The organism is Flavonifractor sp. An82 (assembly GCF_002159265.1).
Lineage (GTDB): Bacteria > Bacillota > Clostridia > Oscillospirales > Oscillospiraceae > Flavonifractor.
The window spans coordinates 58,680-81,141 of record NZ_NFHG01000002.1 but is presented as its reverse complement, the minus strand read 5'-3'; the positions used below and the strand labels follow the sequence as shown (position 1 = coordinate 81,141).

Annotated in this window: 19 protein-coding genes; 4 read left to right on the top strand and 15 right to left on the bottom strand. The window is 62.9% G+C overall.

The features are described 5' to 3' along the window. Positions 1 to 33: 33 nt before the first annotated feature. From B5G34_RS04050 to mutY, 13 genes are all read right to left on the bottom strand, one after another. On the bottom strand, positions 34 to 828 hold the full coding sequence (locus B5G34_RS04050; RefSeq protein WP_242956826.1) for a VanW family protein: 795 nt from the start codon (positions 826 to 828) through the stop codon (positions 34 to 36). Between the two features lie 114 nt (positions 829 to 942). Further along, the gene (locus B5G34_RS04045; RefSeq protein WP_007495691.1) at positions 943 to 1,206 is read right to left on the bottom strand and encodes an HPr family phosphocarrier protein; all 264 of its coding nucleotides are present in this window, start codon (positions 1,204 to 1,206) and stop codon (positions 943 to 945) included. Positions 1,207 to 1,360: 154 nt separating this feature from the next. Beyond that, positions 1,361 to 3,733, bottom strand: coding sequence for an endonuclease MutS2 (locus B5G34_RS04040; RefSeq protein ID WP_087334522.1), 2,373 nt, complete (start codon positions 3,731 to 3,733; stop codon positions 1,361 to 1,363). A 60-nt stretch (positions 3,734 to 3,793) separates the two neighbouring features. Then, the gene (locus tag B5G34_RS04035; RefSeq protein ID WP_087334520.1) at positions 3,794 to 4,657 is read right to left on the bottom strand and encodes a PhzF family phenazine biosynthesis protein; all 864 of its coding nucleotides are present in this window, start codon (positions 4,655 to 4,657) and stop codon (positions 3,794 to 3,796) included. Between the two features lies 1 nt (position 4,658). Continuing rightward, positions 4,659 to 5,414 carry a DNA repair protein RecO gene (recO, locus tag B5G34_RS04030; RefSeq protein WP_087334518.1) on the bottom strand — a complete coding sequence of 252 codons (756 nt, stop codon included), beginning with the start codon at positions 5,412 to 5,414 and terminating at the stop codon, positions 4,659 to 4,661. A 1-nt stretch (position 5,415) separates the two neighbouring features. Beyond that, entirely contained in the window at positions 5,416 to 6,309 is an 894-nt protein-coding gene (gene era / locus B5G34_RS04025; RefSeq protein ID WP_087334516.1) for a GTPase Era, read from the bottom strand. 34 nt (positions 6,310 to 6,343) lie between these two features. Continuing rightward, complete coding sequence (ybeY, locus tag B5G34_RS04020; protein WP_087334514.1) at positions 6,344 to 6,829, bottom strand: rRNA maturation RNase YbeY; 486 nt, start codon at positions 6,827 to 6,829, stop codon at positions 6,344 to 6,346. Further along, positions 6,826 to 7,803: a PhoH family protein gene (locus B5G34_RS04015; protein WP_087334512.1), complete on the bottom strand. Its 978-nt coding sequence runs from the start codon at positions 7,801 to 7,803 to the stop codon at positions 6,826 to 6,828. Before B5G34_RS04015 ends, ybeY begins: the two co-directional genes overlap by 4 nt. Next, positions 7,800 to 9,029 carry a sporulation protein YqfD gene (locus B5G34_RS04010; protein WP_087334510.1) on the bottom strand — a complete coding sequence of 410 codons (1,230 nt, stop codon included), beginning with the start codon at positions 9,027 to 9,029 and terminating at the stop codon, positions 7,800 to 7,802. Before B5G34_RS04010 ends, B5G34_RS04015 begins: the two co-directional genes overlap by 4 nt. A gap of 16 nt (positions 9,030 to 9,045) precedes the next feature. Further along, entirely contained in the window at positions 9,046 to 9,327 is a 282-nt protein-coding gene (locus B5G34_RS04005) for a YabP/YqfC family sporulation protein (protein ID WP_087334508.1), read from the bottom strand. 100 nt (positions 9,328 to 9,427) lie between these two features. After that, complete coding sequence (locus tag B5G34_RS04000) at positions 9,428 to 10,300, bottom strand: 4Fe-4S cluster-binding domain-containing protein (RefSeq protein ID WP_087334506.1); 873 nt, start codon at positions 10,298 to 10,300, stop codon at positions 9,428 to 9,430. 25 nt (positions 10,301 to 10,325) lie between these two features. Then, a complete protein-coding gene (locus tag B5G34_RS03995) occupies positions 10,326 to 10,901 on the bottom strand; it encodes a thymidine kinase (protein ID WP_087334504.1) in 576 nt (191 codons plus the stop codon). Beyond that, positions 10,871 to 11,941 carry an A/G-specific adenine glycosylase gene (gene mutY / locus B5G34_RS03990; protein ID WP_087334501.1) on the bottom strand — a complete coding sequence of 357 codons (1,071 nt, stop codon included), beginning with the start codon at positions 11,939 to 11,941 and terminating at the stop codon, positions 10,871 to 10,873. The genes B5G34_RS03995 and mutY overlap by 31 nt, the downstream gene beginning before the upstream one ends. A 160-nt stretch (positions 11,942 to 12,101) precedes the next feature. Here mutY and B5G34_RS03985 point away from each other — a divergent pair, with 160 nt between their 5' ends. From B5G34_RS03985 to B5G34_RS03975, 3 genes are all read left to right on the top strand, one after another. Then, positions 12,102 to 14,012, top strand: a complete 1,911-nt coding sequence (locus tag B5G34_RS03985; protein WP_242956825.1) for an FUSC family protein — start codon at positions 12,102 to 12,104, stop codon at positions 14,010 to 14,012. A 108-nt stretch (positions 14,013 to 14,120) separates the two neighbouring features. Next, complete coding sequence (locus B5G34_RS03980; protein ID WP_087334499.1) at positions 14,121 to 14,585, top strand: sigma-70 family RNA polymerase sigma factor; 465 nt, start codon at positions 14,121 to 14,123, stop codon at positions 14,583 to 14,585. Positions 14,586 to 14,588: 3 nt separating this feature from the next. After that, on the top strand, positions 14,589 to 15,962 hold the full coding sequence (locus tag B5G34_RS03975) for a DUF4179 domain-containing protein (protein ID WP_087334497.1): 1,374 nt from the start codon (positions 14,589 to 14,591) through the stop codon (positions 15,960 to 15,962). Positions 15,963 to 16,014: 52 nt separating this feature from the next. Here B5G34_RS03975 and B5G34_RS03970 read toward each other — a convergent pair whose 3' ends face one another. Together B5G34_RS03970 and recG are read right to left on the bottom strand one after the other, a co-directional pair. Continuing rightward, complete coding sequence (locus B5G34_RS03970) at positions 16,015 to 16,401, bottom strand: C-GCAxxG-C-C family protein (RefSeq protein WP_087334494.1); 387 nt, start codon at positions 16,399 to 16,401, stop codon at positions 16,015 to 16,017. 48 nt (positions 16,402 to 16,449) lie between these two features. After that, complete coding sequence (recG, locus tag B5G34_RS03965; RefSeq protein WP_087334493.1) at positions 16,450 to 18,534, bottom strand: ATP-dependent DNA helicase RecG; 2,085 nt, start codon at positions 18,532 to 18,534, stop codon at positions 16,450 to 16,452. Between the two features lie 435 nt (positions 18,535 to 18,969). Here recG and B5G34_RS03960 point away from each other — a divergent pair, with 435 nt between their 5' ends. After that, positions 18,970 to 22,398 carry a pyruvate carboxylase gene (locus tag B5G34_RS03960; RefSeq protein ID WP_087334491.1) on the top strand — a complete coding sequence of 1,143 codons (3,429 nt, stop codon included), beginning with the start codon at positions 18,970 to 18,972 and terminating at the stop codon, positions 22,396 to 22,398. The last annotated feature ends 64 nt before the right edge of the window (positions 22,399 to 22,462 follow it).

The window sequence follows — 22,462 nt, the reverse complement described above, 5'->3', positions numbered from 1 at the left end:
CATGCCCTCCTTTCTGCCGGGAATCCAGCCTCCCTACTTGGAAACCGTGGTCTCCGGGGTATTGCCGGGCAGCATGGGGTCATACATCATCATGGCGTGATTTTCCACCACATATTCGTCTGCCAGCAGTTCCCCCTCCAGCGTAAAGCACCGGCGATACAGAGTGTTGTGCCGGGTAAAACCGCCCCAGTACTCCCCCTGGATATAGTGCTCCTTTTCGTACACCTCATACCTTCTGTCGCAGGGAACGCCGGCCCGCCACTCTCCCTCCAGATGTGTTTCGGTAAGGCGGAGGGTAAGACGCCAGGTATGCTCCGTGTCGTTGCGCACCATCAGGTCCATGTAGTTATAAAAGCAGGTGGCCCCGCTGCCGAAGGGCTGGGTACGACTGCAATCGGGAAAGACGTCATAGCCATGCCGCCACCGCTCGGTCACCGTCAGCGGGGTATGGAGGGTCATCCAGTAGAGCAGATTGGTCATCTGGCACATGCCGCCCCCCACGCCGGCGGTCACCTGGCCGTTGCGCAGAATCATCCCCTCCACATAGCCCTTCCGCCGGGTGGGTTTGCCCACCGCCCGCCAGAAGGACAGGGTCTCTCCCGGCAAAAGGGTGAGCCCGTCCAGCCGGGCCAGAGCCAGCCGGAGGTTGGTGAGTTTGTTGCGCTGCAGGGTCATCTCCTCCCCTCGCAGCGGACGGAACAGCGGGGTACGGTGCTCCGCCCACAGGTGGGGCAGTTCCAGTTCCGGCCTGGGCCGTGCGAAGCGGAGACCTCCGGTATACCAGAAGGCCCGCCGCCGCAGGCAGAACAGGATCGTGCCCAGGCGCATACGCAGTTCGCTTCGTCTCTGTGGCTTTGGCGTCACGGATGGTCTCACGATCCATACCCCCATTATCAAAAAAAGCGCCGCTGATGCGGCGCTTTTTTCTCTCGCGTTGGTCGCTTACTCGGAGAAGTTGGAAGAGATCAGCTCGATCAGAGCCTCAACGGCTTCCTTCTCATCGGGGCCGTCTGCAATGAGGTTGATGGAAGTCCCCTTGACGATCCCCAGAGAAAGCACACCCAGCAGGCTCTTGGCGTTGACTCTCCGCTCGTCCTTCTCCACCCAAATAGAGCTCTTGAACTCATTGGCTTTCTGAATAAAGAACGTAGCCGGTCTAGCGTGCAGGCCGACCTGGTTGTTCACAACTGCCTCTTTCATATACATAGCGTTTCCCCCCAAGATGCATTCGCATACTTCGTATTATAGGATAGCAAATTTATCCCAAACCGTCAATGACAAAATGCACAAAATCCGCGCAAGAATCTGTTTTGAATGACCAACAGCCTGTCTTTGCTTCCCTTCCCGAAGAAAAGGTCTATCAACGCAGCTCAGCAATGGTTACGCCGTCTTCTCCCTCGCCGTAACGGCCGGGGCGGAAGGACTTGACATAGCGGCTGCGCTTGAGGTGCTCCCGCACCGCCTTGCGCACCGCACCGGTGCCCTTGCCGTGGATAATGCGCACCTCGTTGAGCTTGCCCAGTACCGCGTTGTCCAGGAACAAATCCAGGGCCCCGATGGCCTCATCGGTCATCATACCCCGCAGGTCCACCTCGGGAGAGGCTCCCAGAGAGCGCAGCTTGTGCTCGGCCCGGGCCACCACCTTCTTGGCAGCCTTGATGCTCTCACCCTCCACCACCCGGACCTCATCCTGCTTGGCGGTGATCTTCAGGATACCGGCCTGAAGCTGGAGAGAGCCGTCCTTGTTGACGGAGAGCACCGTGGCCTGGGTGCCCATCTTCACCAGCTCCACCGTGTCCCCCTTCTGGGCGGGACGGGTGGGCGGGGGCACCGGGGCCTCGGGCCGCTGGCCCAGCTTGCCCTCCGCCTCGTTGAGGCGGTGACGCAGACCCGCCCGCTCGTCGTTGATGGTCTGCCAGTCCTCTTCCTTCCGCTGGCGGCGGCGCATCTCGTTGAGTTCTTTAAACACCTGGTCGGCGGTGTCTCTGGCCTCGTCCAGGATGGCCCGGGCCTCCGCCTGGGCCTTCTCCACCGCCTTCTGGCGCTGCTGGTCCATCTGGGCCTTGTACTCCCGGGAGGCTTTGGCGGTCTCCTCCATCTCCCGGCGCAGCCTGGCGGCAGCCTCCTTCTCCCGCTCCATCTCCTGGCGCTGCTCATCCAGCTGGGTGAGCACGTCCTCAAAGCGGACATTCTCCGCGTCGATGCGGGCGGCGGCCTTCTGGATAATAGCCTTGGGCAGGCCCAGCCGCTCGGAGATGGCGAAGGCGTTGGACTTGCCGGGGATGCCGATGAGCAGCCGGTAGGTGGGCGCCAGAGAGTCCACATTGAACTCACAGGATGCGTTCTCCACTCCCGGGGTGGTCATGGCGTACACCTTCAACTCGGCATAGTGGGTGGTGGCGGCCACCAGGGCCCCCATCTCCCGTGCGCTTTCAATAATGGCGGCGGCCAGGGCGGCGCCCTCGATGGGGTCGGTGCCCGCCCCCAGCTCGTCGAAGAGGATGAGGGTATGTTCGTCCGCCTCCTTCAAAATTCCCACAATATTCACCATGTGGGAAGAAAATGTGGACAAACTCTGGGCAATAGACTGCTCGTCGCCGATATCGGACAGCACCCGGTCAAAGACTTTCACACAGCTGTCGTCCCCCACGGGGATGTGGAGGCCGCACTGGGCCATCAGGGTCAAAAGGCCGATGGTCTTGAGGGTAACCGTCTTACCGCCGGTATTGGGGCCGGTGATCACCAGGGTATCGAAGTCCTCCCCCAGCATCAGGTCGTTGGCCACCGCCTTGTCCGGGTCCAGCAGAGGGTGGCGGGCTTTCCGCAGGTAGAGGCCCCGGTCGGACAGACGGGGGGCGGCAGCCCGCATACGGTAGGCCAGCCGGGCCCTTGCAAAAATCACGTCCAGGATGACCAGCAGGTCGTAGTCCTGGGCAATGTCCTCCCTGTACTGGGCGCACTGGGCGGACAGCTCCGCCAGGATGCGCTCGATCTCCTTTTCCTCCTTGGCCTGGAGCTCCCGCAGCTCATTGTTGGCCTTGACCACCCCCATGGGCTCGATGAAGAAGGTGGAGCCAGAGGAGGACACGTCATGGACCAGGCCGGGCACGTCGTTCTTGTGCTCCGACTTCACCGGCACCACATAGCGGTCATTGCGCTGGGTGATGATGGACTCCTGGAGGTACTTGGACTGGTTGGAGGAGATCAGCCGGTTCAGGATATCCCGCACCTTGGAGGCGGTGGCCCGGATATGCCGCCGGATGGAGGCCAGCTCGGGACTGGCGGCGTCAGCGATCTCATCCTCCCCTACAATGGCGCCGGTGATGCGCTCCTCCAGGAACCGGTTGGAGGTGAGGGCGCGGAACAAGTGGTCGATGCAGCTCTTGGACCGGTCTCCCTCTCCCTCGCCGTACTCCTTGGCGGAGCGGGCCGCCCGCAGGACGGCGGCGATGTCCAGCAGCTCCCGGGTGTTGAGGGCGCCCCCCATGTTGGCCCGCTGGAGGGAGGCCCCCACCGGCCGCACGCCGGAGAAGGAGGGAGAGCCCCGCAGGGTAGTCATATTTACCGCGGCGGTGGTCTCGTCCAGAGCCCGCTGCACGTCGTCCCGGTCCGTCATGGGCCGCAGGGCCAGGCAGCGCTCCTTGCCCTCCTCGGTCACCGCCTGGTCCGCCAGGCGCTCCAGTACCCGGGGCAGTTCCAGGGTCTGAATGGATTTTTCAAATAAATCGGTCATTTAGGTTCTCCAAATCGTATCATATGGACGGGGCCGGACATTTGGCCGGCCCCGTCCGTTTTATCCCATCAGTTCACATTTCAGGGTGATGAGGGCCCGGCCTCCCACCCGTACCTTCACACCACCGTTGTCCTCGGTGATGCGGCTCAAAATCTCGGAGGGCTTGCCCATCTTCTCTCCCTGGACGAAGCGGTTGTCCGCCCCGGCCCGGATCAGGCCCCGGCGGAAGAGGTAGTAGGTCAGGGCACCGTTGGAGGTACCGGTGGCCGCCTCCTCCGGGATGGCGTACAGAGGGGCGAAGTTGCGGCAGTGGGCGGCGGCGTCCGGGGTATGAGGGCAGAACATATGCACGCCCACCACGTTGTAGTGCTCCGACAAACGAGTGACCTCGGCCTCGTTCTGCACCGCCCGGTCCAGGGTCGCCTGATCCTTGACCGGCAGCAGGATGTCCATCAGGCCGGTACTCACCGCCTGGGGCTCCAGCCCCTCCGGCCGGTCGGCCAGAGACAGGCCATAGGCGGCATACAGGGCCTGCTGCTCCTCCTCCGAGAAGGTGGGGCCATCGGTGGGAGGCGCCATATCCATCCAGACGGCGTCGGCGCCCACCCCGATCTCCAGGTCCCCGGAGCGGGTGTGGAGGGCGTAGTCCCCGGGGGCAATGGCCCCGGTGTCCCGCAGGACGGTGAAGGCGGCGATGGTGGCGTGGCCGCACAGGTCCACCTCCTCCGCCGGGGTAAAATAGCGGATATGGAAGGATTTTTCCCCGGTCTTCCGGACAAAAGCAGTCTCAGAGTGCTTCAGCTCTCCGGCCAGAGCCCGCATCAGAGATTCTTCCGGGAAATCTCCCTCACCCAGAAGGGCCACACCGGCCTGGTTGCCGGAAAAGCGCACGGTGGTGAAGGCGTCTGCCACATACAGTTCCATGTTACATCCCCGCTTTCAGTTCATGATAAAAATCCAGGGTGCGGAACCCCCGGTCCAGCTGGGTGCGCAAAAATCCCTCGCACACCTTGGCCAGGCAGTCCAGCCCCGTCTGATCCAGTTGGAAGGAAAAGAGGCGCTTGGGGTCGCCGTAGAGGATATGGCGCAGAGCGGCCAGGGCCCCCTCGGTCAGGGGCAGGGAGGTTCCCTCCCCCACCTCGCTCTTACAGGCGGCGCAGTGAAGCACCCCCTCCGACAGGTGGAGCATGGGCTTTTCCGGGTCCGGTCTGCCGCAGACGGCACAGGCATCAGCCAGAGGCTCATAGCCCTCCAGGGCCATAAGCTTCATCTCATAGGCCCCTTTCACCAGCGCCTGGGGTTTGTTCAGCTTGTCCAAGGCATGGAGAGAGTTCAAAATCAGGGACATGGCGGCCGGATCGGGCCGTCCCTCCACCGACACCACCTCCATCACTTCCGCAAAGTAGGAGGCCAGGGCCAGCAGTTCCACGTCGGATTTGACGTGCCAGAACTGCCGGATGGACTCGGCCTCGTTGAGGGTAATCCGGTCCTGGTAGAAAAAGAGGGTCATGTCGGAGTAGACCAGCAGCTGGGCGGAGGCCGCCAGGGGGCTGTTCTTTCTGCGGCAGCCTCTGGCCTTGACGGTGCGCTTGCCTCCCTCGGCGGTGAGGACGGTGAGGATCTTGTCCGACTCCTTATAGTTGACCTCCCGCAGCACCAGGCCCTGTGTGGCTATGTGCATCTTACTCGTCCCGATAACCGAAGTTGTGGATAAGATTCAGGTTGTCTCTCCAGCCCTCTTTGACCTTCACCCAGGTCTGAAGGAACACCTTGGTGCCCATAAAGGCCTCGATGTCGGTGCGGGCCAGGGTGGAGATCTTCTTCAGCATGGCGCCTCCCTTGCCGATGATGATGCCCTTGTGGCTGGCCTTTTCACAGTAAATGGTGGCATCCAGGTCGATGATCTCGTTGTCCCGCTCGGAGAAGCGGGTGATCTCCACGGCGGTACCGTGGGGGATCTCCTTGTCCAGGCAGAGCAGCAGCTTCTCTCGGATGATCTCGGCGCACACCTGCCGCTCGGGCTGGTCGGTGACCATGTCGTCGGGGAAGAGCTGGGGGCCCTCGGGCAGGAACTCGGCCAGCAGGTCCAGCAGCTCGTTCACGCCCTCGTTCTGCTTGGCGGAGATGGGCAGGATGGCGTTGAAATCATGGGCCTGACCGTAGGTCTGCATCACCGCCAGCAGGGCTTCCTTCTCCACCGTATCCATCTTGTTGATGACCAGGATGGAGGGGACGCCCAGCTGCTTGATGCGGGCGATGAGCTCGGCCTCGGGGCCGCCGATGTGGGGGATGGGCTCCACCAGCAGCAGGATGGCGTCCACGTCGGCCACGCTCTCCTTGACCACCTTCACCATGTAATCGCCCAGCCGGGTGCGGGCCTTGTGCAGGCCGGGGGTATCCAGAAACACATACTGGCACTCCCCCCGGTTGACCACGGCACTAATGCGGTTGCGGGTGGTCTGGGGCTTGTTGGAGACGATGGCAATCTTTTCGCCCACCAGGGCGTTGGTCAGGGTGGACTTGCCCACGTTGGGGCGGCCCACAATGCTGATCATTCCGGATTTCTTGATTTCCATAGGTGATCCTCAACTTTCTTGAGCTTTTTATTCTTTAGTCACGGCCAATGCCCAGTTTTCCCAGGATGGCCTCCTCCCGTTCTCTCATCTGGGCCTTCATGGGGCCCTCGTCCATGTGGTCGTATCCCAGCAGGTGGAGCACCGAGTGGACCGCCAGATAGGCCACCTCCCGGCGGGTACCGTGGCCGTACTCCTCCCCCTGGGCCTTTGCCCGTTCCAGGGAGATCACCATATCCCCCAGGGGCACCAGATCGTCGCCGGGGTCGGCGTCCTCCTCTGTGGGCAGCTCCCCGGGCTGAAGGTCAAACATGGGGAAGGAGAGCACGTCGGTAGGCCGGTCCACCTCCCGCTGCTCCAGATTGATCTGGTGGATGCCCTCGTCGTCGGTGAACAGCACGTCCACCTCGCAGGGCACGTCCACCCCCTGGGCATCCAGAGCGGCGGGGATCACCTGCCGCAGCAGGTCGGCGTATTCCTCCGCCCCGTCCACCTCGGTCTCAATGATGATCTCGTGGTTCATGCTTTCTTCTCCTTTTTGGCCCGGCGGTTCTCGTCGGCCTCATAGGCCTTGATGATCCGCTGGACGATGACGTGGCGCACCACGTCGGACTCGTTGAGCCGGCAGATGGCGATGTCCTCCACCCCGTCCAGCACCCGCATGGCCTCCTTCAGGCCGGACACCGTGTCCCGGGGCAGGTCGATCTGGGTGATATCGCCGGTGATGACGATCTTGGAGCCGAAGCCCAGGCGGGTCAGGAACATTTTCATCTGCTCCCGGCTGGTGTTCTGGGCCTCGTCCAGGATGATGAAGGAGTCGTCCAGCGTGCGGCCGCGCATGTAGGCCAGAGGGGCCACCTCGATATTGCCCCGCTCCAGGTACTTCTGGTAGGTCTCGGGCCCCAGCATCTCAAAGAGAGCATCATACAGGGGCCGCAGGTAGGGGTCTACCTTGCTCTGCAGATCGCCGGGTAAAAAGCCCAGCCGCTCACCGGCCTCCACGGCAGGCCGGGTAAGAATGATGCGGTTGACCTGCTTGTCCCGGAAGGCGGCCACGGCGGCGGCCACCGCCAGATAGGTCTTGCCGGTGCCCGCCGGGCCGATGCCCAGGGTGATGGTATTCTTCTTGATGGCGTCCACATACCGCTTCTGGCCCAGGGTCTTGGCCTTGATGGGTTTGCCCTTGGCGGTGACGCACAATACGTCCCGGGCGATGTCGTTGATGTGGGACTCGTTGCCCGCCTTCACCAGGTTGATGATGTAGCGGACGTTCTGCTCGGTGATGGTCTCCTTCCGTCCCGCCAGGCCCAGCAGGCCCTCGATGGCTTTGACGGCATGCATCACATTTTCCGCCTCGCCGGAGACCTTCAGCTGGTCGTCCCGGCTCACCACCGTCACATCCAGCTCATGCTCCACCAGCTTGATATTTTCGTCAAAAGAACCGAAGACGTCTACCACGTCCTCCATCCGCTCGATATTGATGGTCTGTTCTATCATGGATCGGCCTCGTTTTCTTGTGTAGTGGGATCGGGCACGAATTTCCCGATCTCTTCCCGGCACTCCGCCTGGAGGGTGACGGTCAGCATGCCGCTGTTTTGTTCCACCGTATAATCGGTGCTGACGATCTCGCCCTCCCCCACCGCTTCCTCCAGCGCCTCCAGCAGGCGCTCCTCCAGCATGGCCTGAGCCGCGTCCGGCTCCACCGCCAGTGTCTCGGTGTCATAGGCCCGGCAGGTCTCCCGCTGCACGGCCAGGGGCATCTCCTCGCCGCCGGGCAGGGTCAGGGTCCAGGTACGGCTTATTTTATCATACCTGTCAAAAGAAATTCCACCCCTTCCGAAAAATTCGATCCGCCGCCCCAGCACCGTTACCGACCAGATGCTGTCCTCCTCCCCGGTGTACCGCTTGACTTGGGCCTCCAGAGGCAGCTGGGCGGAAAAGGTACGCCAGGTGCGGGCATAAACCCTGCCCTCCGCCCGCACCTGGATGGTGCCCAGGTCGGGCAGTTCACTGTACTTTGGGGCGTCCAGATGGACGGTGCCCGAAATCAGGGTCTCCCCCTCCAGCACCGTGTCCCCCACCTCTACCACCGCCTCTCCGGTGAGGGCCTCCACCTTTGTGATAATGCCGGAGGCACGGGCCACCACACTGCCGTGCTCACTGGCATCCACCACTTCGGGGGCCTGTACCGCCTCCCGCACCAACACCTCCGCCCGGGTTCCGTAGAGGTTGATGGAAAGCCAGGACAGTTCCGGAATCTGGAGCAGCACCTTGTTACCCACCGTCCGCTCGTCCAGACCGGGGCCGAAGGTGCCGATGCTCAGCCCCTGCCGCCGCAGCTCGGTGCGGATGAGGGCGGTGGACACAGTGGTATTTCCCTTCACCTCGATGGTGAGGATAAAGGAGGAGAGGATGCACACCGCCGTCAGGGACAGGGCCAGACCCACCCAGAAGGCGTGCCGGGTTTTGAACCGGGCCAGGAAGAAGGGCATGCCCCACCGGGCCGCCGGGGTAACGGTACACAGCGTCCGCTCCCCCAGCTCCATGGCCTGCCGGCTGCCCAGGCGGGTGACGGTAAGCCGCAGGCGGGTGGTCTCCAGCCACTCCACGTTCCAGAATAAAATGCCCCGCTGGGCACACAGATTGAGAAACCGCTCGGGAAAGGCCCCCTCCACCTCCAGGCGCACATTGCCCCGCAGGGCATTGACCAGCCGCCGCAGCATCCTTTCACTTCCTCTCTCAGTTCAGTTCGATGGCGGCGATATCGCCGGTGATGAGCAGCTGGCTGGCGTTCATGGCCTTGAGTTCCAGATCCTCGCCCCGCACTTTGAATACCACCTTGCCGCCGGAGATGTGGATCTCCTGGCTGCCGTAGGCCAGGATGCCCTTGTGGTTCTCCATCCGCAGCTCCCGGCTGCCGGTGAGCTCCAGCCGGGGCAGACCGGCTACCACGTCGCCGGGCAGGTCCAGCACCTGGGCTGTCTTTTCCAGCAGTCCTTCCCGTTTTCGGTTGCGCTCCATGGCCTCGACCTCCCTTGTGTGTATGCTTATGCGGGGAGGTTGTCCCATTTGACAGGAAAAGGGGCGGGCCAACGGCCCGCCCCTTTTGGACGTATGCTTATTAAACTCCGGTGAGATCGAAAGGGGGAATATACTCCGCCTGGGCGGCCTCCGCTCCCTGGGCGAAGCCCTCCAGCCCCAGGTCCGCCATGTAGGTCTCCGCCGCCCGCACCTCCGAGGGGCGCATCCGGCGGTTGATCTCGGGATAGTCCGCCGCCCGCCCCCAGGGGATGTACTGGCTCATGAGGGAGAAAAGCACCTGTCCAGGCGCAAAATGCTCCGCCACCCAGTCCATCACCCGCTTGGCCTCGGCCAGTCTGCCGGGCAGCAGCAGGTGGCGGATGACAACACCCTGTTTCAGCAGCCCGTCCTCATAACGGACAGGACCGGTCTGGCGGAACATTTCCAAAATAGCCTGTTCCGCCGCCTGGGGGTAGTCGGGGGCATCCGAGTAGCGCCCGGCGTATTCTGCGGTACGATATTTGTAGTCGGGCAGGTAGATCTGGATCTTGCCCTCCAGGGCCCGCAGTGTCTCCACCCGGTCATAGCCCCCCGAGTTCCACACCACCGGCACCGGCAGGGGCTCGGCCAGCGCTTGACGCACCACATGGGCGTAGTGGGTGGGATTCACCAGATTGATGTTGTGGGCTCCCTGATGGATCAGCTCGTAGAAGATGGCCCGCAGCCGGTCCACCGTAATGGGCTTACCGAAGTCCCGGTGGCTGATCTGCTCGTTCTGGCAGAAGACGCACCCCAGGGAGCAGCCGGAGAAAAACACAGTGCCCGAGCCCTTTGTGCCTGAGATGGGGGGCTCCTCCCACATGTGGAGGGCCGCCCGGGCCACCACTGGGGCCTCGGGCATCCGGCAGCGGCCCTCACCTATGCTGTCGGTACGCAGAGCCCCGCACTGCCTGGGGCAGAGATTGCAGATCATATCAGTCGTTCCTTTCCTTTGACCCTTACCCCTGTTTGGGACCCAGGTTGCCTTCTTTCCAATGCTTGCGGCACAGGCCGATATACCGGTCGTTGGCTCCCAGCACCACCTGCTCGCCCTCTTTCAGCACATGACCACTCTCATCGAACCGGGCATTGCACAGGGCCTTCTTGCCGCACCAGCAGATGGTCTTGACCTCCTCGATCACGTCGGCGCTGGCCAGCAGCTCCGCCGAGCCGGGGAACAGATCCCCCTTGAAATCGGCCCGCAGGCCGTAGCAGATCACCGGGATGTTCCAGTCGTCCACCAGGTCGGTGAGGTAGCGTACCTCCTCCCGGCTCAGGAACTGGGCCTCATCCACAATAATACAGGCGTAGGGCTTGAGCTGACGGGGGGTCATCTCCATCAGGTCGGAAAAATAGATGCAATCGTGGCTCAGCCCCGCCCGGGAGGCCACAAACCGTGCCCCATCCCGCTGGTCGATGGCGGGCTTCACCAGCAGGGCGTCCTGGCCCCGCTCCTCGTAGTTGTAACGCACCATCAGGGCGTTGGCCGTCTTACTGGAGCCCATCACTCCATACCGGAAATACAGCTTTGCCATGGTTCCTCTCCTTCTCCTTTGAGCCGCCCCTCCACCGCGGGCCGGAAGGCCTGAAAGGCGTTGGGCACGGCGTAATCCCGGTCCAGTTCCTCCAGGGTGGCCCACACCCAGCCCTCAGGCAGGGTGTCGTCGGCCGCCTGGACCAGCACGGCCTTCATGTGCCACTCGATGTGGGTAAAGATATGCTTGCCGGCAGGCCCCTGCTCCAGAGAGAGGGCCTCCACCGGGCAGGGGGCAGGGGAGAGCTCGTTGGGATACTCCCACAGCCCCGCCAGCAGGCCCCGGCTCTTCCGCCGCCGCAGGGCCACCGCCCTGTCCCGGAAAATAAGGAACACCGTCCGTTCCTCCACACGCCGGGCCTTTTTGGCCGTCTTCACCGGCAGCTCCCCGGTGCGTTCCGTCAGGCGGGCCACGCAGAACTCCTTGGCCGGGCACTTTTCACACAGGGGCGCCCCATTGGGCAGACACACCACAGCGCCCAGCTCCATCAGGGCCTGATTGAAGTCACCGGGCGCCTCCAGCGGCATCACTTTCTTCAGGGCCGCCCCCATCCGGGCCTTGGTGTCCCCCTTCATGATGTCGCTGTCGTCCCCGGTGATGCGGGCCACCACCCGCAGCACGTTGCCGTCCACCGCCGGCTGAGGCAGGCCGAAGGCGATGGATGAGATGGCCCCGGCGGTATAGTCGCCGATGCCTGCCAGGGCACGGATGGCCTCATAATGATCAGGAAACACCCCGCCGTGATCCTCCATGATCTGGCGGGCAGCCTTTTGCAGGTTGCGGGCACGGTTGTAGTAGCCCAGCCCCTGCCACAGCTTCATGAGCTTGTCCTCCTCCACCGCCGCCAGATCGGCCACGGTGGGCAATTCCGTCAGAAAGCGGCGGTAGTACTCCAGCACCGCCGCCACCCGGGTCTGTTGGAGCATGATCTCGCTGATCCACACGTGGTAGGGGGTGGGATCGCTGCGCCAGGGCAGGACCCGGGCGTTTTCCCGGTACCATTGCAGCAGCGGGATGGGAAGCCGTTCCAGGGCGTTCAAACTGATTCCTCCGTTTCATTTGTCCCGCCTATTATATAATGGGCGCTTTTCTTTTGCAATTCCCCACCATCCCCCAAAATTTTTTGTTGCCCCTTGCGCTTACCGCCAGGTTACCCCTATAATGTTAGATAGGTAATCATTTGACAGGGGGGCGTTGTCTGTGTCCGCGGCTTCCGGCATCAAGGGCTTCCCGGCGCTGTTCTGGCGCCGGTGGAAGGGGGCCTTTTCCACCATCTTGTTTTACGTGGTCCAGTTCCTGCTGGTGACCTGGATCTTCGGCAGCACCTACGCCATGGTGGTCTCCTGTTCCACCACCCTGTTCCAGATCCGCCGGAAGGAGGCCAACCGGCTGGAAGATTATGCGGCCATGTGCCTTATGTCCCTGCTGCTGTGCCTGCTGGCCTTTGCCGCCGGACTCAACGTATGGCTGTGCGCCCTGCTGAACTTTGTGGTCCCCTTCTTCCTGGTGTTCTGGAAGTGCAGCCAGTTTACCCCGAAGGGCCACATGGGCTACGCCATGACCTTCGTCTTTCTGGAGCTGCGCCCCCCCACGCTGGAGCAGCTGCCCACCCAGCTGGTGGCGGTGGGGTTCTGCTGTGTACTGCTGGTGATCGCCCTGCTCATCAACGCCAGAGTGACCCACATCGTCTCCGATCCGGCCGGACAGATCTCCTCCAGCCTGCTGCGGCTGGCCGATCTGCTGGACGGTCTGGCCGAAGGCGGAGACGACAAGGCCGCCGGAAAGGACCTCTACGACCTGGCCCGCAGCTTCCACCGGAAGGGCTACGGCCGGCGGCACCTGCTCCAGCTGCCCGACCGGCAGAAGCGGTGCTACCACCTGCTGGCGCTGCTCTTCCAGCGGGCCTCCTACCTGGTGGCCGACGGCCCCTCCTGGCAGGACGCCCGGGCCACCCCCGCCTTTGCCCACACCATGCACACCCTGGCCGACGTGGTGCGGCAGCTGCAAAGCGCCTGGGAGCCCGCCGGACGGCAGCGGCTGGCAACCCGCATCCAGGCTTTGCTGGACCACACTGACCTGCCTCAGGGTCGACTGCGCATCTTCTACCGCAGTGTGCTCCACACCCTGCTGCTCCTGTGCCGGGAGTCCTTCCACGCCCAGCATGACCCTCTCTTCCGCAAGGTGCCCTGGCGGGCAGCCTGGAGCAGCCTGTGCCAGCGGTTCTCCCCTGCCCGGTTCGAGTTCCGCTTTGCCCTGCGTCTGGCAGTGGTCATGGCCTTCAGTACTACCGTCAGCTTCCTGTGGGAATTTGAGCACACCTACTGGTTCCCCCTTCACGCCTTCCTGCTCCTCCAGCCCAGCTATGAGGAGAGCGCCCACCGAATGGTCACCCGCCCCGTGGGCACCGCCATTGGCTGCGTGGTGGTCCACCTGGTCTACCCCTGGCTGCCCGGTCTGCCGGGGATCTTTGTCTTCTCCCTCATCATGATCTCCCTGATGTACTGCTGCACCCCCGGCACCTGGGTTCAGCCCATTTTCTCCACCTCCTTCGCTCTCACCATGGCCACTCTGACGGTGCAGGAGACCGAGGCCATCGGCCTGCGGCTCATGTATCTGGCCATGGCAATAGCCCTGGTGATGGTGGTCAACACCTTCCTGCTGCCCAACCGGAGGGAGCCCCAGTTCCGCCGGAATTTCCAGGAGCTCTACCGGCTCCAGGCCTACTACTGGGAGGTCATCCGCCGCAGTCTCCATCAGCCGGTGGACCCGGCCCTGTTCAGCGAGCTGCTCTCCCAGTTCCACATGGTGTACCACGAGGCCGCCCAGTTCACCCAGCACCAATCTCAGGAGGAGGCGGACTACCACCGGAAACGGTTGGTGATCCTGTGGAACATGTTCTCCGAGCTGGAGCAGACGGAAAGCCTCATCCAGTCCGGAGGGGTGGACCGGGAGGAGGCCGACGCCCTGGACCCCCTGGCCCGGGAGCTGGGCCGGCGGATCTGCCCCCTCACCGACTTTGGCAACCTGTCGCCGGAAGGTCTGCCCAAAGGGGAGCTCTACTATGTGATCCACCGCTATCTGGAAAACGCCAACGCTCTGGTCAACGCATGAAATCAGCCGCGCCGCAACATGTTTCTGCAGCGCGGCTGATTTTTTTCGCGGCACGCAATGAAAAGGGCCCGCCAAATACTCTAACAGACAGAAAGGGGGGCGCCACCCTTGACGGAACAGGAATTTGCCATCCGGGCCGAAGCCCTGAAATCCAGGCTGTACCGCACCGCCCGGCTCTATCTGGGCAGCGAGGCCTACGCCCTGGATGCGGTGGACGAGGCCATCTATCTGGGCCTGCTGCATTATAAGCGGCTGCGCCAGCCGGAACACTTCAACACCTGGCTCACCCGCATCCTCATCAACGCCTGCAATGCGGAGCTTCGCCGCCGCAAGCGGGAGCTGGCGGTGGAGGAGCTGCCCGAGACCGCGGCGGAGGCCTACGACGCCCTGCCCCTGAAGGAGGCGGTGAGCCGGCTGCCCGCCGACCTGCGGGCGGTCATCATCCTGCGCTATTTCCAGAGCCTCACCCTGGCGGAGACGGCGGAGGCTCTGGATATTCCCCCGGGCACCGTCTCCACCCGGCAGCGCAAAGCCCTGTCCCTGCTGAAACTGGAACTGAGCGAGGAGGCTTGAACCATGGACCGTATGGAAGAATACCGTCTGCTCCTGGACGAGCTGGAGCAGACGCCCCCCAAGCTGGAATCCGCCCTCCCCCGGGCTAGAGCCAGACGCCGGCGCCGCCGGCTGAGCCGATGGGTGGCCGCCCCGGCGGGCAGCGTGGCCGCCATGTTTGCCGTCTTTGTGCTGCTGGTCAATGTGGCCACCCCCTTTGCCATGGCCTGCTCCAACATCCCTATTCTGAAGGGCCTTACCGCTGCCGTGGCCTTCTCCCCCAGCCTGAAGGCGGCCATTGAGCACGAATACGTCCAGCGGGTGGTACAGAGCCAGACCGACGGCGACGTGACTATGACAGTGGAGTATCTCATCGTGGACCAGAAGCAGGTCAACGTCTTTTTCTCCCTGCGCAGCGACCGCTATTCCCAGCTGGACGGTTCCGGGAACGTCTATACGGCCGACGGCCAGCAGGCCCACGCCAGCCTCTCCTTCCCCCAGGCCCCCAGCGACCCGAAGGAGCTGCGGCATATCTGCATCGACTTCCAGGAGGAGGACGTGCCCGATACCCTGATCCTGGACTACAAGGTGTGGGCGGATGACAACACCGCCCCCGCTGCTCCGTCGGCGGACTCCGGCCTGTGGGCCGATCCCCCTGCCGAACCGGATGCGGTGGCCAGCTTCTCCTTCACCCTGCAATTCGACCCCAACTTTACCAGCCAGGGCACGACCCTGGCTCTGGATCAGCCCTTTACCCTGGACGGCCAGCAGCTGAAGGTGGTGGGGCTGGAGATCTACCCCACCCACGTCCGGGTGGACATCCAGGAGGATGAGGCCAACACCGTCCAACTCCACAGCCTGAGCTGCTGGCTGGAGGACGACAGGGGAGTACGCTACGACCGGCCCCAGGGGCTCATCGCCCACGGCGACGGCGGCACCCCTCGGGTCACCTCCTACCGCTTTGAAAGCAGCTATTTTGAGGACGCCCGGCACCTGACTCTCCACATCGAAGGGGCCATCTGGCAGGACAAAGAGGAGCACTGGGTCACGGTGGATCTCACCACCGGCCGGACCGATCCCATGCCTGACGGCGTTACTCTGGCGCGGATGGATGAGATCGACGGCATCCCCACCCTCACCTTCCTGGCTCCCACCCTGGCGAACGGCAATGTCTTCCGCCAGGTGGTGGGTTCCACCTACCGCTCCCCCGACGGAAGCGAGTACAGCTTTAACATGGCCTCCCACAGTATTGCCAAGGGTGAAAACGGGAAGGAGATCGAAGGCTTTTTTGAAGAGTCCATTCCTCTGATTGACTACCCCTTCGACCAGGTGGAACTGGAAATCCTGAGCTACCATACCGCCACTCTGGATGCCCCTGTTGTACTCCCGCTGAACTGAAACGCAAAAAGGGGCCCGACCTGTTTTGACAGGCCGGGCCCCTTTTTCACATTTACTTTTTCTCCAGCTGCTCCTCCAGCAGCTCCACCGCCTCGTATACCATCCGGTCGCAGTGGCATTTGCGCTCCTCACCGCGCTCCGCCGCCATGCGCAGCAGGGTGGCGCAGTCCAGGGCCCGATTATGCTCCCGGAACCGGCGCATCAGTTCCAGGGCGGCATTGTTATCCGCCCCCGCCATGCCCAGAGCCATCAGGGCTCCGGTCACCGCGCCGCAGGTGGAGCCGTGCTTCATGCCGGCTCCGAAGTGGGCCCCCAGCTGATAGGCCGCCTCCTTGCTCAGCCCGCAGGCATCCGCAAAGGGCACCAGCACCGACTGGCAGCAGTTAAAATGAATGTCGGTCCGCCCACGCAGACCCTTGGTTTCTTCCATACGATTCATGCTGTTGTTTCTTCCTTCTGTCTCATATGATTTTGAGGGATGTCCCTCTCAGTTGAACACGTCGCCCTGCTCAGAGAAGAGCTTCTTTACCCGCTCCAGCAGCCTGGCGTGCTCCGGCTCCGTCAGGCCGGGATCGGCACGGAGCAGCTCCTCGGCAGCTCTCTGGGCCTCCTTAAGCACCCGCATATCCCCCGCCAGATCGGCAATACCCAGCTGGGGCAGGCCGTGCTGCCGGGAGCCGAAAAAGTCGCCGGGTCCCCGCAGCCGCAGGTCCTCCTCCGCGATTTTAAACCCATCGTTGGTTTTTGACAAGACCCGCAGCCGCTCCCGGCTGTCCTGGCTGCGGGTGGAGGTGACCAGCACGCAGTAGGACTGGTGCTTGCCCCGGCCCACCCGGCCCCGCAACTGGTGGAGCTGTGACAGGCCAAACCGGTCGGCGTTCTCCACGATCATCAGGGCGGCGTTGGGCACATCCACCCCCACCTCGATGACGGTGGTAGATACCAGCACGTCCAGTTCCCCGGCGGCAAAGGCGGTCATGACCGCGTCCTTCTCCTTGCTCTTCATCTTGCCATGGACCAGGCCCACCCGCAGATCGGGAAAAACCTGGGTCCGGAGAGCTTCCGCGTAGGTAACAGCTGCCTTCAGGTCGGCTGCCGGGCTTCCGCCCGGGTCCTCCCCGTCGGTCTCCCCCTCCTCCACGGCGGGGCAGACGACATAGGCCTGCCGGCCCTCTCCCACCAGCTTGCGCACAAAGTTGTACATCCGCTGTCGCTTGTCCTCCCCCACCACATAGGTCTCCACCGGCGAGCGGCCGGGAGGCAGCTCGTCCACCACCGACACGTCCAGATCGCCGTAGATGATGAGGGCCAGGGTGCGGGGAATGGGGGTGGCCGACATGACCAGCACATGGGGGGTGCCCCCGGCCTTGGCCGCCAGGGCGGCCCGCTGGCCCACACCAAAGCGGTGCTGCTCATCGGTGACCACCAGCCCCAGCCGGGCAAAGGTCACGCCCTCGCTCAGAAGAGCGTGGGTACCGATGACCAGGTCCAGCTCTCCGCTCTCCAGGGCGGCATATACCGTTTTGCGGGCCTTACCCTTTACCGCCCCGGTGAGCAGTCCCACCCGCAGCCCCGCCTGCTCCAGCAGAGGGGCCAGAGAGCGGCAGTGCTGCTCGGCCAGCAGCTCGGTGGGGGCCATCAGAGCACATTGGTACCCGTTTTTTGCCGCCAGCCATGCCCCGTAGGCCGCCAGCATGGTCTTGCCCGAGCCCACGTCGCCCTGGACCAGCCGGTTCATGGGGCCGCCGGAGGTGAGGTCGGCGGTCATCTCCCCCATCACCCGCCGCTGGGCTCCGGTGAGGGCAAAGGGCAGCAGATTGAGAAAATCCTCCTCCGGGAATCGTGTAAAAGGCAGCCCTGCCGCCTTGTCCCGCCGGGTGCGCAGCAGAGCCATGCCGCAGGTGAGATAGAACAGTTCTTCAAAAATGAGCCGTCGCCGGGCCACCGCCAGGGCGTCCTCGTCGGCGGGAAAGTGGACGTTGCGCAGGGCAAACTCCGCTTCCGCCAGCTGGTGGGCCTGCCGCAGGTCCTGAGGCAGGCACTCCTCCGCCTGGCCGGCGCACTCCTCCACACACCGGAGAATCAATCCCACCAGCAGGTTGTTGGACACCCCGTGTGTCAGGGGATACACCGGCAGGATGCGGCCGGTGAAGCGCACCCGGTCGGCCCGCTCGCACACCGGGTTGGTCATCTGCCGCCGTCCGGGAGGACCCTCCACCTTGCCGAAGCAGACGTAAGTTTCCCCCGTCCGCAGGGCATCCTTCAAATAGGACTGGTTGAAAAAGGTGGCGGTCAGGCTGCCGGTGTCGTCCACCAAGCGCACCTTCACCAGCTCCAGTCCCTTTCGGATGCGGGACAGGCGGGGGGGCTCGGCCACCATCAGGGTCAGGCACACGGGAACATCCTCCGGGGCGGCAGCGATGGAGGCGCACCTCCGCCGGTCCTCATAATCCCGGGGGTAATAGTGCAGCAAATTCCCCACGGTGGTCAGGCCCAGCCGGGCCAGAGCCTTGGCCCGGGCCGGCCCCACCCCCGGCAGCGCCTCCACGCCGGTCTTCCACGTCAGCGACATGATCTCACCTCTTTTGCATCTTTCTGCACCATTTTTTGCATAAAAAGTTTCCAGACTACCATTTTCGGAAGGAAAGATAGTGTGAAAGGAAACCATCAGGGTTTCCTTTCGCGTCCAGTCAAATCTTTTTAAAACTTCTGAGAAGTTTTAAAAAGGCACTCAGTTTGTCGAAACAGCTTTTCGACAAACTGAGTGTAGCATATTTCCTATTTCCCGGCAAGCGGCCGGTATAATTCCTGTGGTTCCCGCCAAGATTTGCAATTTCAAAGAAAAATGATTGCAAATACTTTAGCGTATAAGATATAATATCATCAATGCTTTTTAAATTATATGGAATGTGCCCGGCAGCACGCCGGGCCGAACTGCCCCGGCACGAAGGAGTGACCGGGGATTGCTTGCAGAATAAGGCACATTGCACAAGAAAGGAAGGACAGCATGGCGGAATGTAAGTTTAACAAGGTCCTGGTGGCAAACCGGGGCGAGATCGCCATCCGGGTATTCCGGGCCTGCTACGATCTAGGCCTGCATACGGTGGCGATGTATTCCAACGAAGATACCTTCGCACTCTTCCGCACCAAGGCGGACGAGGCCTACCTCATCGGCGAAAACAAGTCCCCCCTGGGGGCCTATCTGGACATCCCCTCCATCATCGATCTGGCCAAGCGCCGCAACGTGGACGCCATCCACCCCGGCTACGGCTTCCTCAGTGAGAACGCCGACTTTGCCAAGGCCTGTGAGGACGCGGGCATCACCTTCATCGGCCCCTCCTCCACCATTCTGGCCCAGATGGGCGACAAGCTGACGGCCAAGGCCATTGCCAAGGCCTGCAACGTGCCCACCATTCCAGGCTCCGCTGAGCCCCTGAAGGACGGTGAGGAGGCTCTGGAGAAGGCCATCTCCTACGGCTTCCCCATTATCCTCAAGGCCGCCGGCGGCGGCGGCGGCCGCGGTATGCGCCGCTGTGACACTGCCGAGGAGGTCATTCCTGCTTTCAATCTGGTGAAGAGCGAGGCCAAGAAGGCCTTCGGCAACGAGGACATCTTCATTGAGAAGTATCTGGTGGAGCCCAAGCACATTGAGGTCCAGATCCTGGGCGACAAACACGGCAATGTGGTCCACCTAGGCGAGCGTGACTGCTCCCTCCAGCGCCGCTACCAGAAGGTGGTGGAGTTCGCCCCCGCCTTCAGCGTGCCTGAGGCTACCCGTCAGAAGCTGTACGAGGATGCTGTCAAGGTTGCCAAGCACGTGGGCTATGTGTCCGCCGGTACTGTGGAGTTCCTGGTGGACAAGGACGGCAACCACTACTTCATTGAGATGAACCCCCGGATCCAGGTGGAGCACACCGTCACCGAGATGGTCACCGGCATCGACCTGGTGCGGGCCCAGATCCTCATCGCCGAGGGTCACCCCCTGTCCATCCCGGAGATCGGCATCCCCAGCCAGGATGCCGTCCGCATGAACGGCTACGCCCTCCAGTGCCGGGTGACCACCGAGGACCCGGCCAACAACTTCGCCCCCGACACCGGCAAGATCACCGCCTACCGCTCCGGCGGCGGCTTCGGCGTCCGTCTGGACGGCGGCAACGCCTACACCGGCGCTGAGATTTCCCCCTACTACGACTCCCTGCTGGTCAAGGTCACCTCCTGGGACAACACCTTTGAGGGCGTGTGCCGCAAGGCCATGCGTGCCATCAGCGAGGAGCACGTCCGGGGCGTCAAGACCAACATTCCCTTCGTCACCAACATCCTTGCCCACCCCACCTTCCGGGCGGGCAAGTGCCACACCAAGTTCATCGACGAGACTCCCGAGCTCTTTGACATCGACACCGGGCGGGACCGCGCCACCAAGGTGCTCAAGTATATCGCCCAGATCCAGGTGGACTCCCCCTCCGCCGAACGGCAGCAGCTGGATATCCCCCGCTTCCCGCCCTACGAGAACACCCCGCCCAAATGTACCGGCCTGAAGCAGCTGCTGGACAGCAAGGGCCCCGAAGCGGTGCGGGACTGGGTGCTGGATCAGAAGAAGCTGCTCATCACCGACACCACCATGCGGGACGCCCACCAGTCCCTGCTGTCCACCCGGGTGCGTACCCGCGATATGCTGAAGGCCTCCGAGGGCACCGCCGAGATCCTCAACGACTGCTTCTCCCTGGAGATGTGGGGCGGCGCCACCTTCGACGTGGCCTACCGCTTCCTCCATGAGTCCCCCTGGGAGCGTCTGCGGCTGCTGCGGGAGAAGATCCCCAACATTCCCTTCCAGATGCTGCTCCGTGGCGCCAACGCCGTGGGCTACACCAACTACCCCGATAACCTGATCCGCGCTTTCATCAAGGAGGCCGCCATCGGCGGCATCGACGTGTTCCGCGTCTTCGACTCCCTGAACTGGATCCCCGGTATGGAAGTGGCCATGGACGAGGTACTCAATCAGGGCAAGCTGTGCGAGGCCAGCATCTGCTATACCGGCGATATTCTGGATCCCAAGCGGGATAAATACACCCTCAAGTACTATGTGGATATGGCCAAGGAGCTGGAGAAGCGGGGCGCGCATCTGCTGTGCATCAAGGACATGTCCGGCCTGCTGAAGCCCTACGCCGCCAAGAAGCTGGTGTCCACCCTGAAGCAGGAGATCGGCATCCCCATCCACCTGCACACCCACGACACCTCCGGCAACCAGGTGGCTTCCTATCTGATGGCTGCCGAGGCCGGCGTGGACATCGTGGACTGCGCCATCGACTCCATGTCCTCCATGACCAGTCAGCCCTCCCTGAACGCGGTGGTGTCCGCCCTGAAGGGCCAGGAGCGGGATACCGGTCTGGACACCGACAAGCTGCAGAAGCTGTCCGACTACTGGGCCGACGTGCGTCTGCGCTACAGCAAGTTTGAGGCAGGCATCAAGAACCCCTCAACCGACATCTACCGCTATGAGATGCCTGGCGGCCAGTACACCAACCTGAAGAGCCAGGTGGAGAGCATCGGCCTGGGCCACCAGTTCGAGGCGGTCAAGGAGATGTATCAGACCGTCAACCACATGCTGGGCGACATCGTAAAGGTGACCCCCTCCTCCAAGATGGTGGGCGATCTGGCCATCTTCATGGTGCAGAACGAGCTGACCCCCGAGAACATCGTGGAGCGGGGCGAGGCCCTTACCTTCCCCGACAGCGTGGTCAGCTACTTCAAGGGCATGATGGGCCAGCCCGCCTGGGGCTTCCCCGAGGATCTGCAGAAGGTGGTCCTCAAGGGCGAGGAGCCCATCACCTGCCGCCCCGGCGAGCTGCTGGAGCCCATCGACTTTGAGAAGGCCCGGGAGGAGGTCCGCAAGTTCTATCCCGACGCCTCCGACCACAATGTCATCTCCTGGTGCCTCTATCCCAAGGTGGTGGAGGACTTCTACCGTCATCGTCAGGAGTACGGCTATATCATGCGCATGGGCAGCCATGTGTTCTTCAACGGCATGGCGGTCAGCGAGACCAACAAGATTAACATCGAGGACGGCAAGACCCTGGTTATCAAGTACGTGGGTCTGGGCGACCTGAACGAGGACGGCACCCGCAACGTGCAGTTCGAGCTCAATGGTATGCGCCGTGAGGTGGCGGTGCCCGATAAGAGCGCCACCGCTCAGGCCCGCAAGGTCAACCTGGCCGATCCCTCTGACAAGAGCCAGGTGGGCGCCTCCATCCCCGGCATGGTGTCCAAGGTCAACGTCAAGCCCGGCGACAAGGTGGAGGAGAATCAGGTCCTGGCCGTCATCGAGGCCATGAAGATGGAGACCTCCGTGGTGGCCCGCATGGCGGGCACCGTGGATCAGGTGCTCATCAAGGAAGGCGGCTCCGTCAAGGCCGGCGAGCTGCTCATCACCATCAAATAATGCAACGGGGGCCGGTCACTGGACCGGCCCCTTTTTTACATCATCCACATCTGGAGGCTTATCC

Coding starts and splice junctions, on each gene's coding strand:
- B5G34_RS04050 (WP_242956826.1), bottom strand. CDS start 828: ATGCGCCTGGGCACGATCCTGTTCTGCCTGCGGCGGCGGGCCTTCTGG.
- B5G34_RS04045 (WP_007495691.1), bottom strand. CDS start 1,206: ATGTATATGAAAGAGGCAGTTGTGAACAACCAGGTCGGCCTGCACGCT.
- B5G34_RS04040 (WP_087334522.1), bottom strand. CDS start 3,733: ATGACCGATTTATTTGAAAAATCCATTCAGACCCTGGAACTGCCCCGG.
- B5G34_RS04035 (WP_087334520.1), bottom strand. CDS start 4,657: ATGGAACTGTATGTGGCAGACGCCTTCACCACCGTGCGCTTTTCCGGC.
- recO (WP_087334518.1), bottom strand. CDS start 5,414: ATGCACATAGCCACACAGGGCCTGGTGCTGCGGGAGGTCAACTATAAG.
- era (WP_087334516.1), bottom strand. CDS start 6,309: ATGGAAATCAAGAAATCCGGAATGATCAGCATTGTGGGCCGCCCCAAC.
- ybeY (WP_087334514.1), bottom strand. CDS start 6,829: ATGAACCACGAGATCATCATTGAGACCGAGGTGGACGGGGCGGAGGAA.
- B5G34_RS04015 (WP_087334512.1), bottom strand. CDS start 7,803: ATGATAGAACAGACCATCAATATCGAGCGGATGGAGGACGTGGTAGAC.
- B5G34_RS04010 (WP_087334510.1), bottom strand. CDS start 9,029: ATGCTGCGGCGGCTGGTCAATGCCCTGCGGGGCAATGTGCGCCTGGAG.
- B5G34_RS04005 (WP_087334508.1), bottom strand. CDS start 9,327: ATGGAGCGCAACCGAAAACGGGAAGGACTGCTGGAAAAGACAGCCCAG.
- B5G34_RS04000 (WP_087334506.1), bottom strand. CDS start 10,300: ATGATCTGCAATCTCTGCCCCAGGCAGTGCGGGGCTCTGCGTACCGAC.
- B5G34_RS03995 (WP_087334504.1), bottom strand. CDS start 10,901: ATGGCAAAGCTGTATTTCCGGTATGGAGTGATGGGCTCCAGTAAGACG.
- B5G34_RS03975 (WP_087334497.1), top strand. CDS start 14,589: ATGGACCGTATGGAAGAATACCGTCTGCTCCTGGACGAGCTGGAGCAG.
- B5G34_RS03970 (WP_087334494.1), bottom strand. CDS start 16,401: ATGAATCGTATGGAAGAAACCAAGGGTCTGCGTGGGCGGACCGACATT.
- recG (WP_087334493.1), bottom strand. CDS start 18,534: ATGTCGCTGACGTGGAAGACCGGCGTGGAGGCGCTGCCGGGGGTGGGG.
- B5G34_RS03960 (WP_087334491.1), top strand. CDS start 18,970: ATGGCGGAATGTAAGTTTAACAAGGTCCTGGTGGCAAACCGGGGCGAG.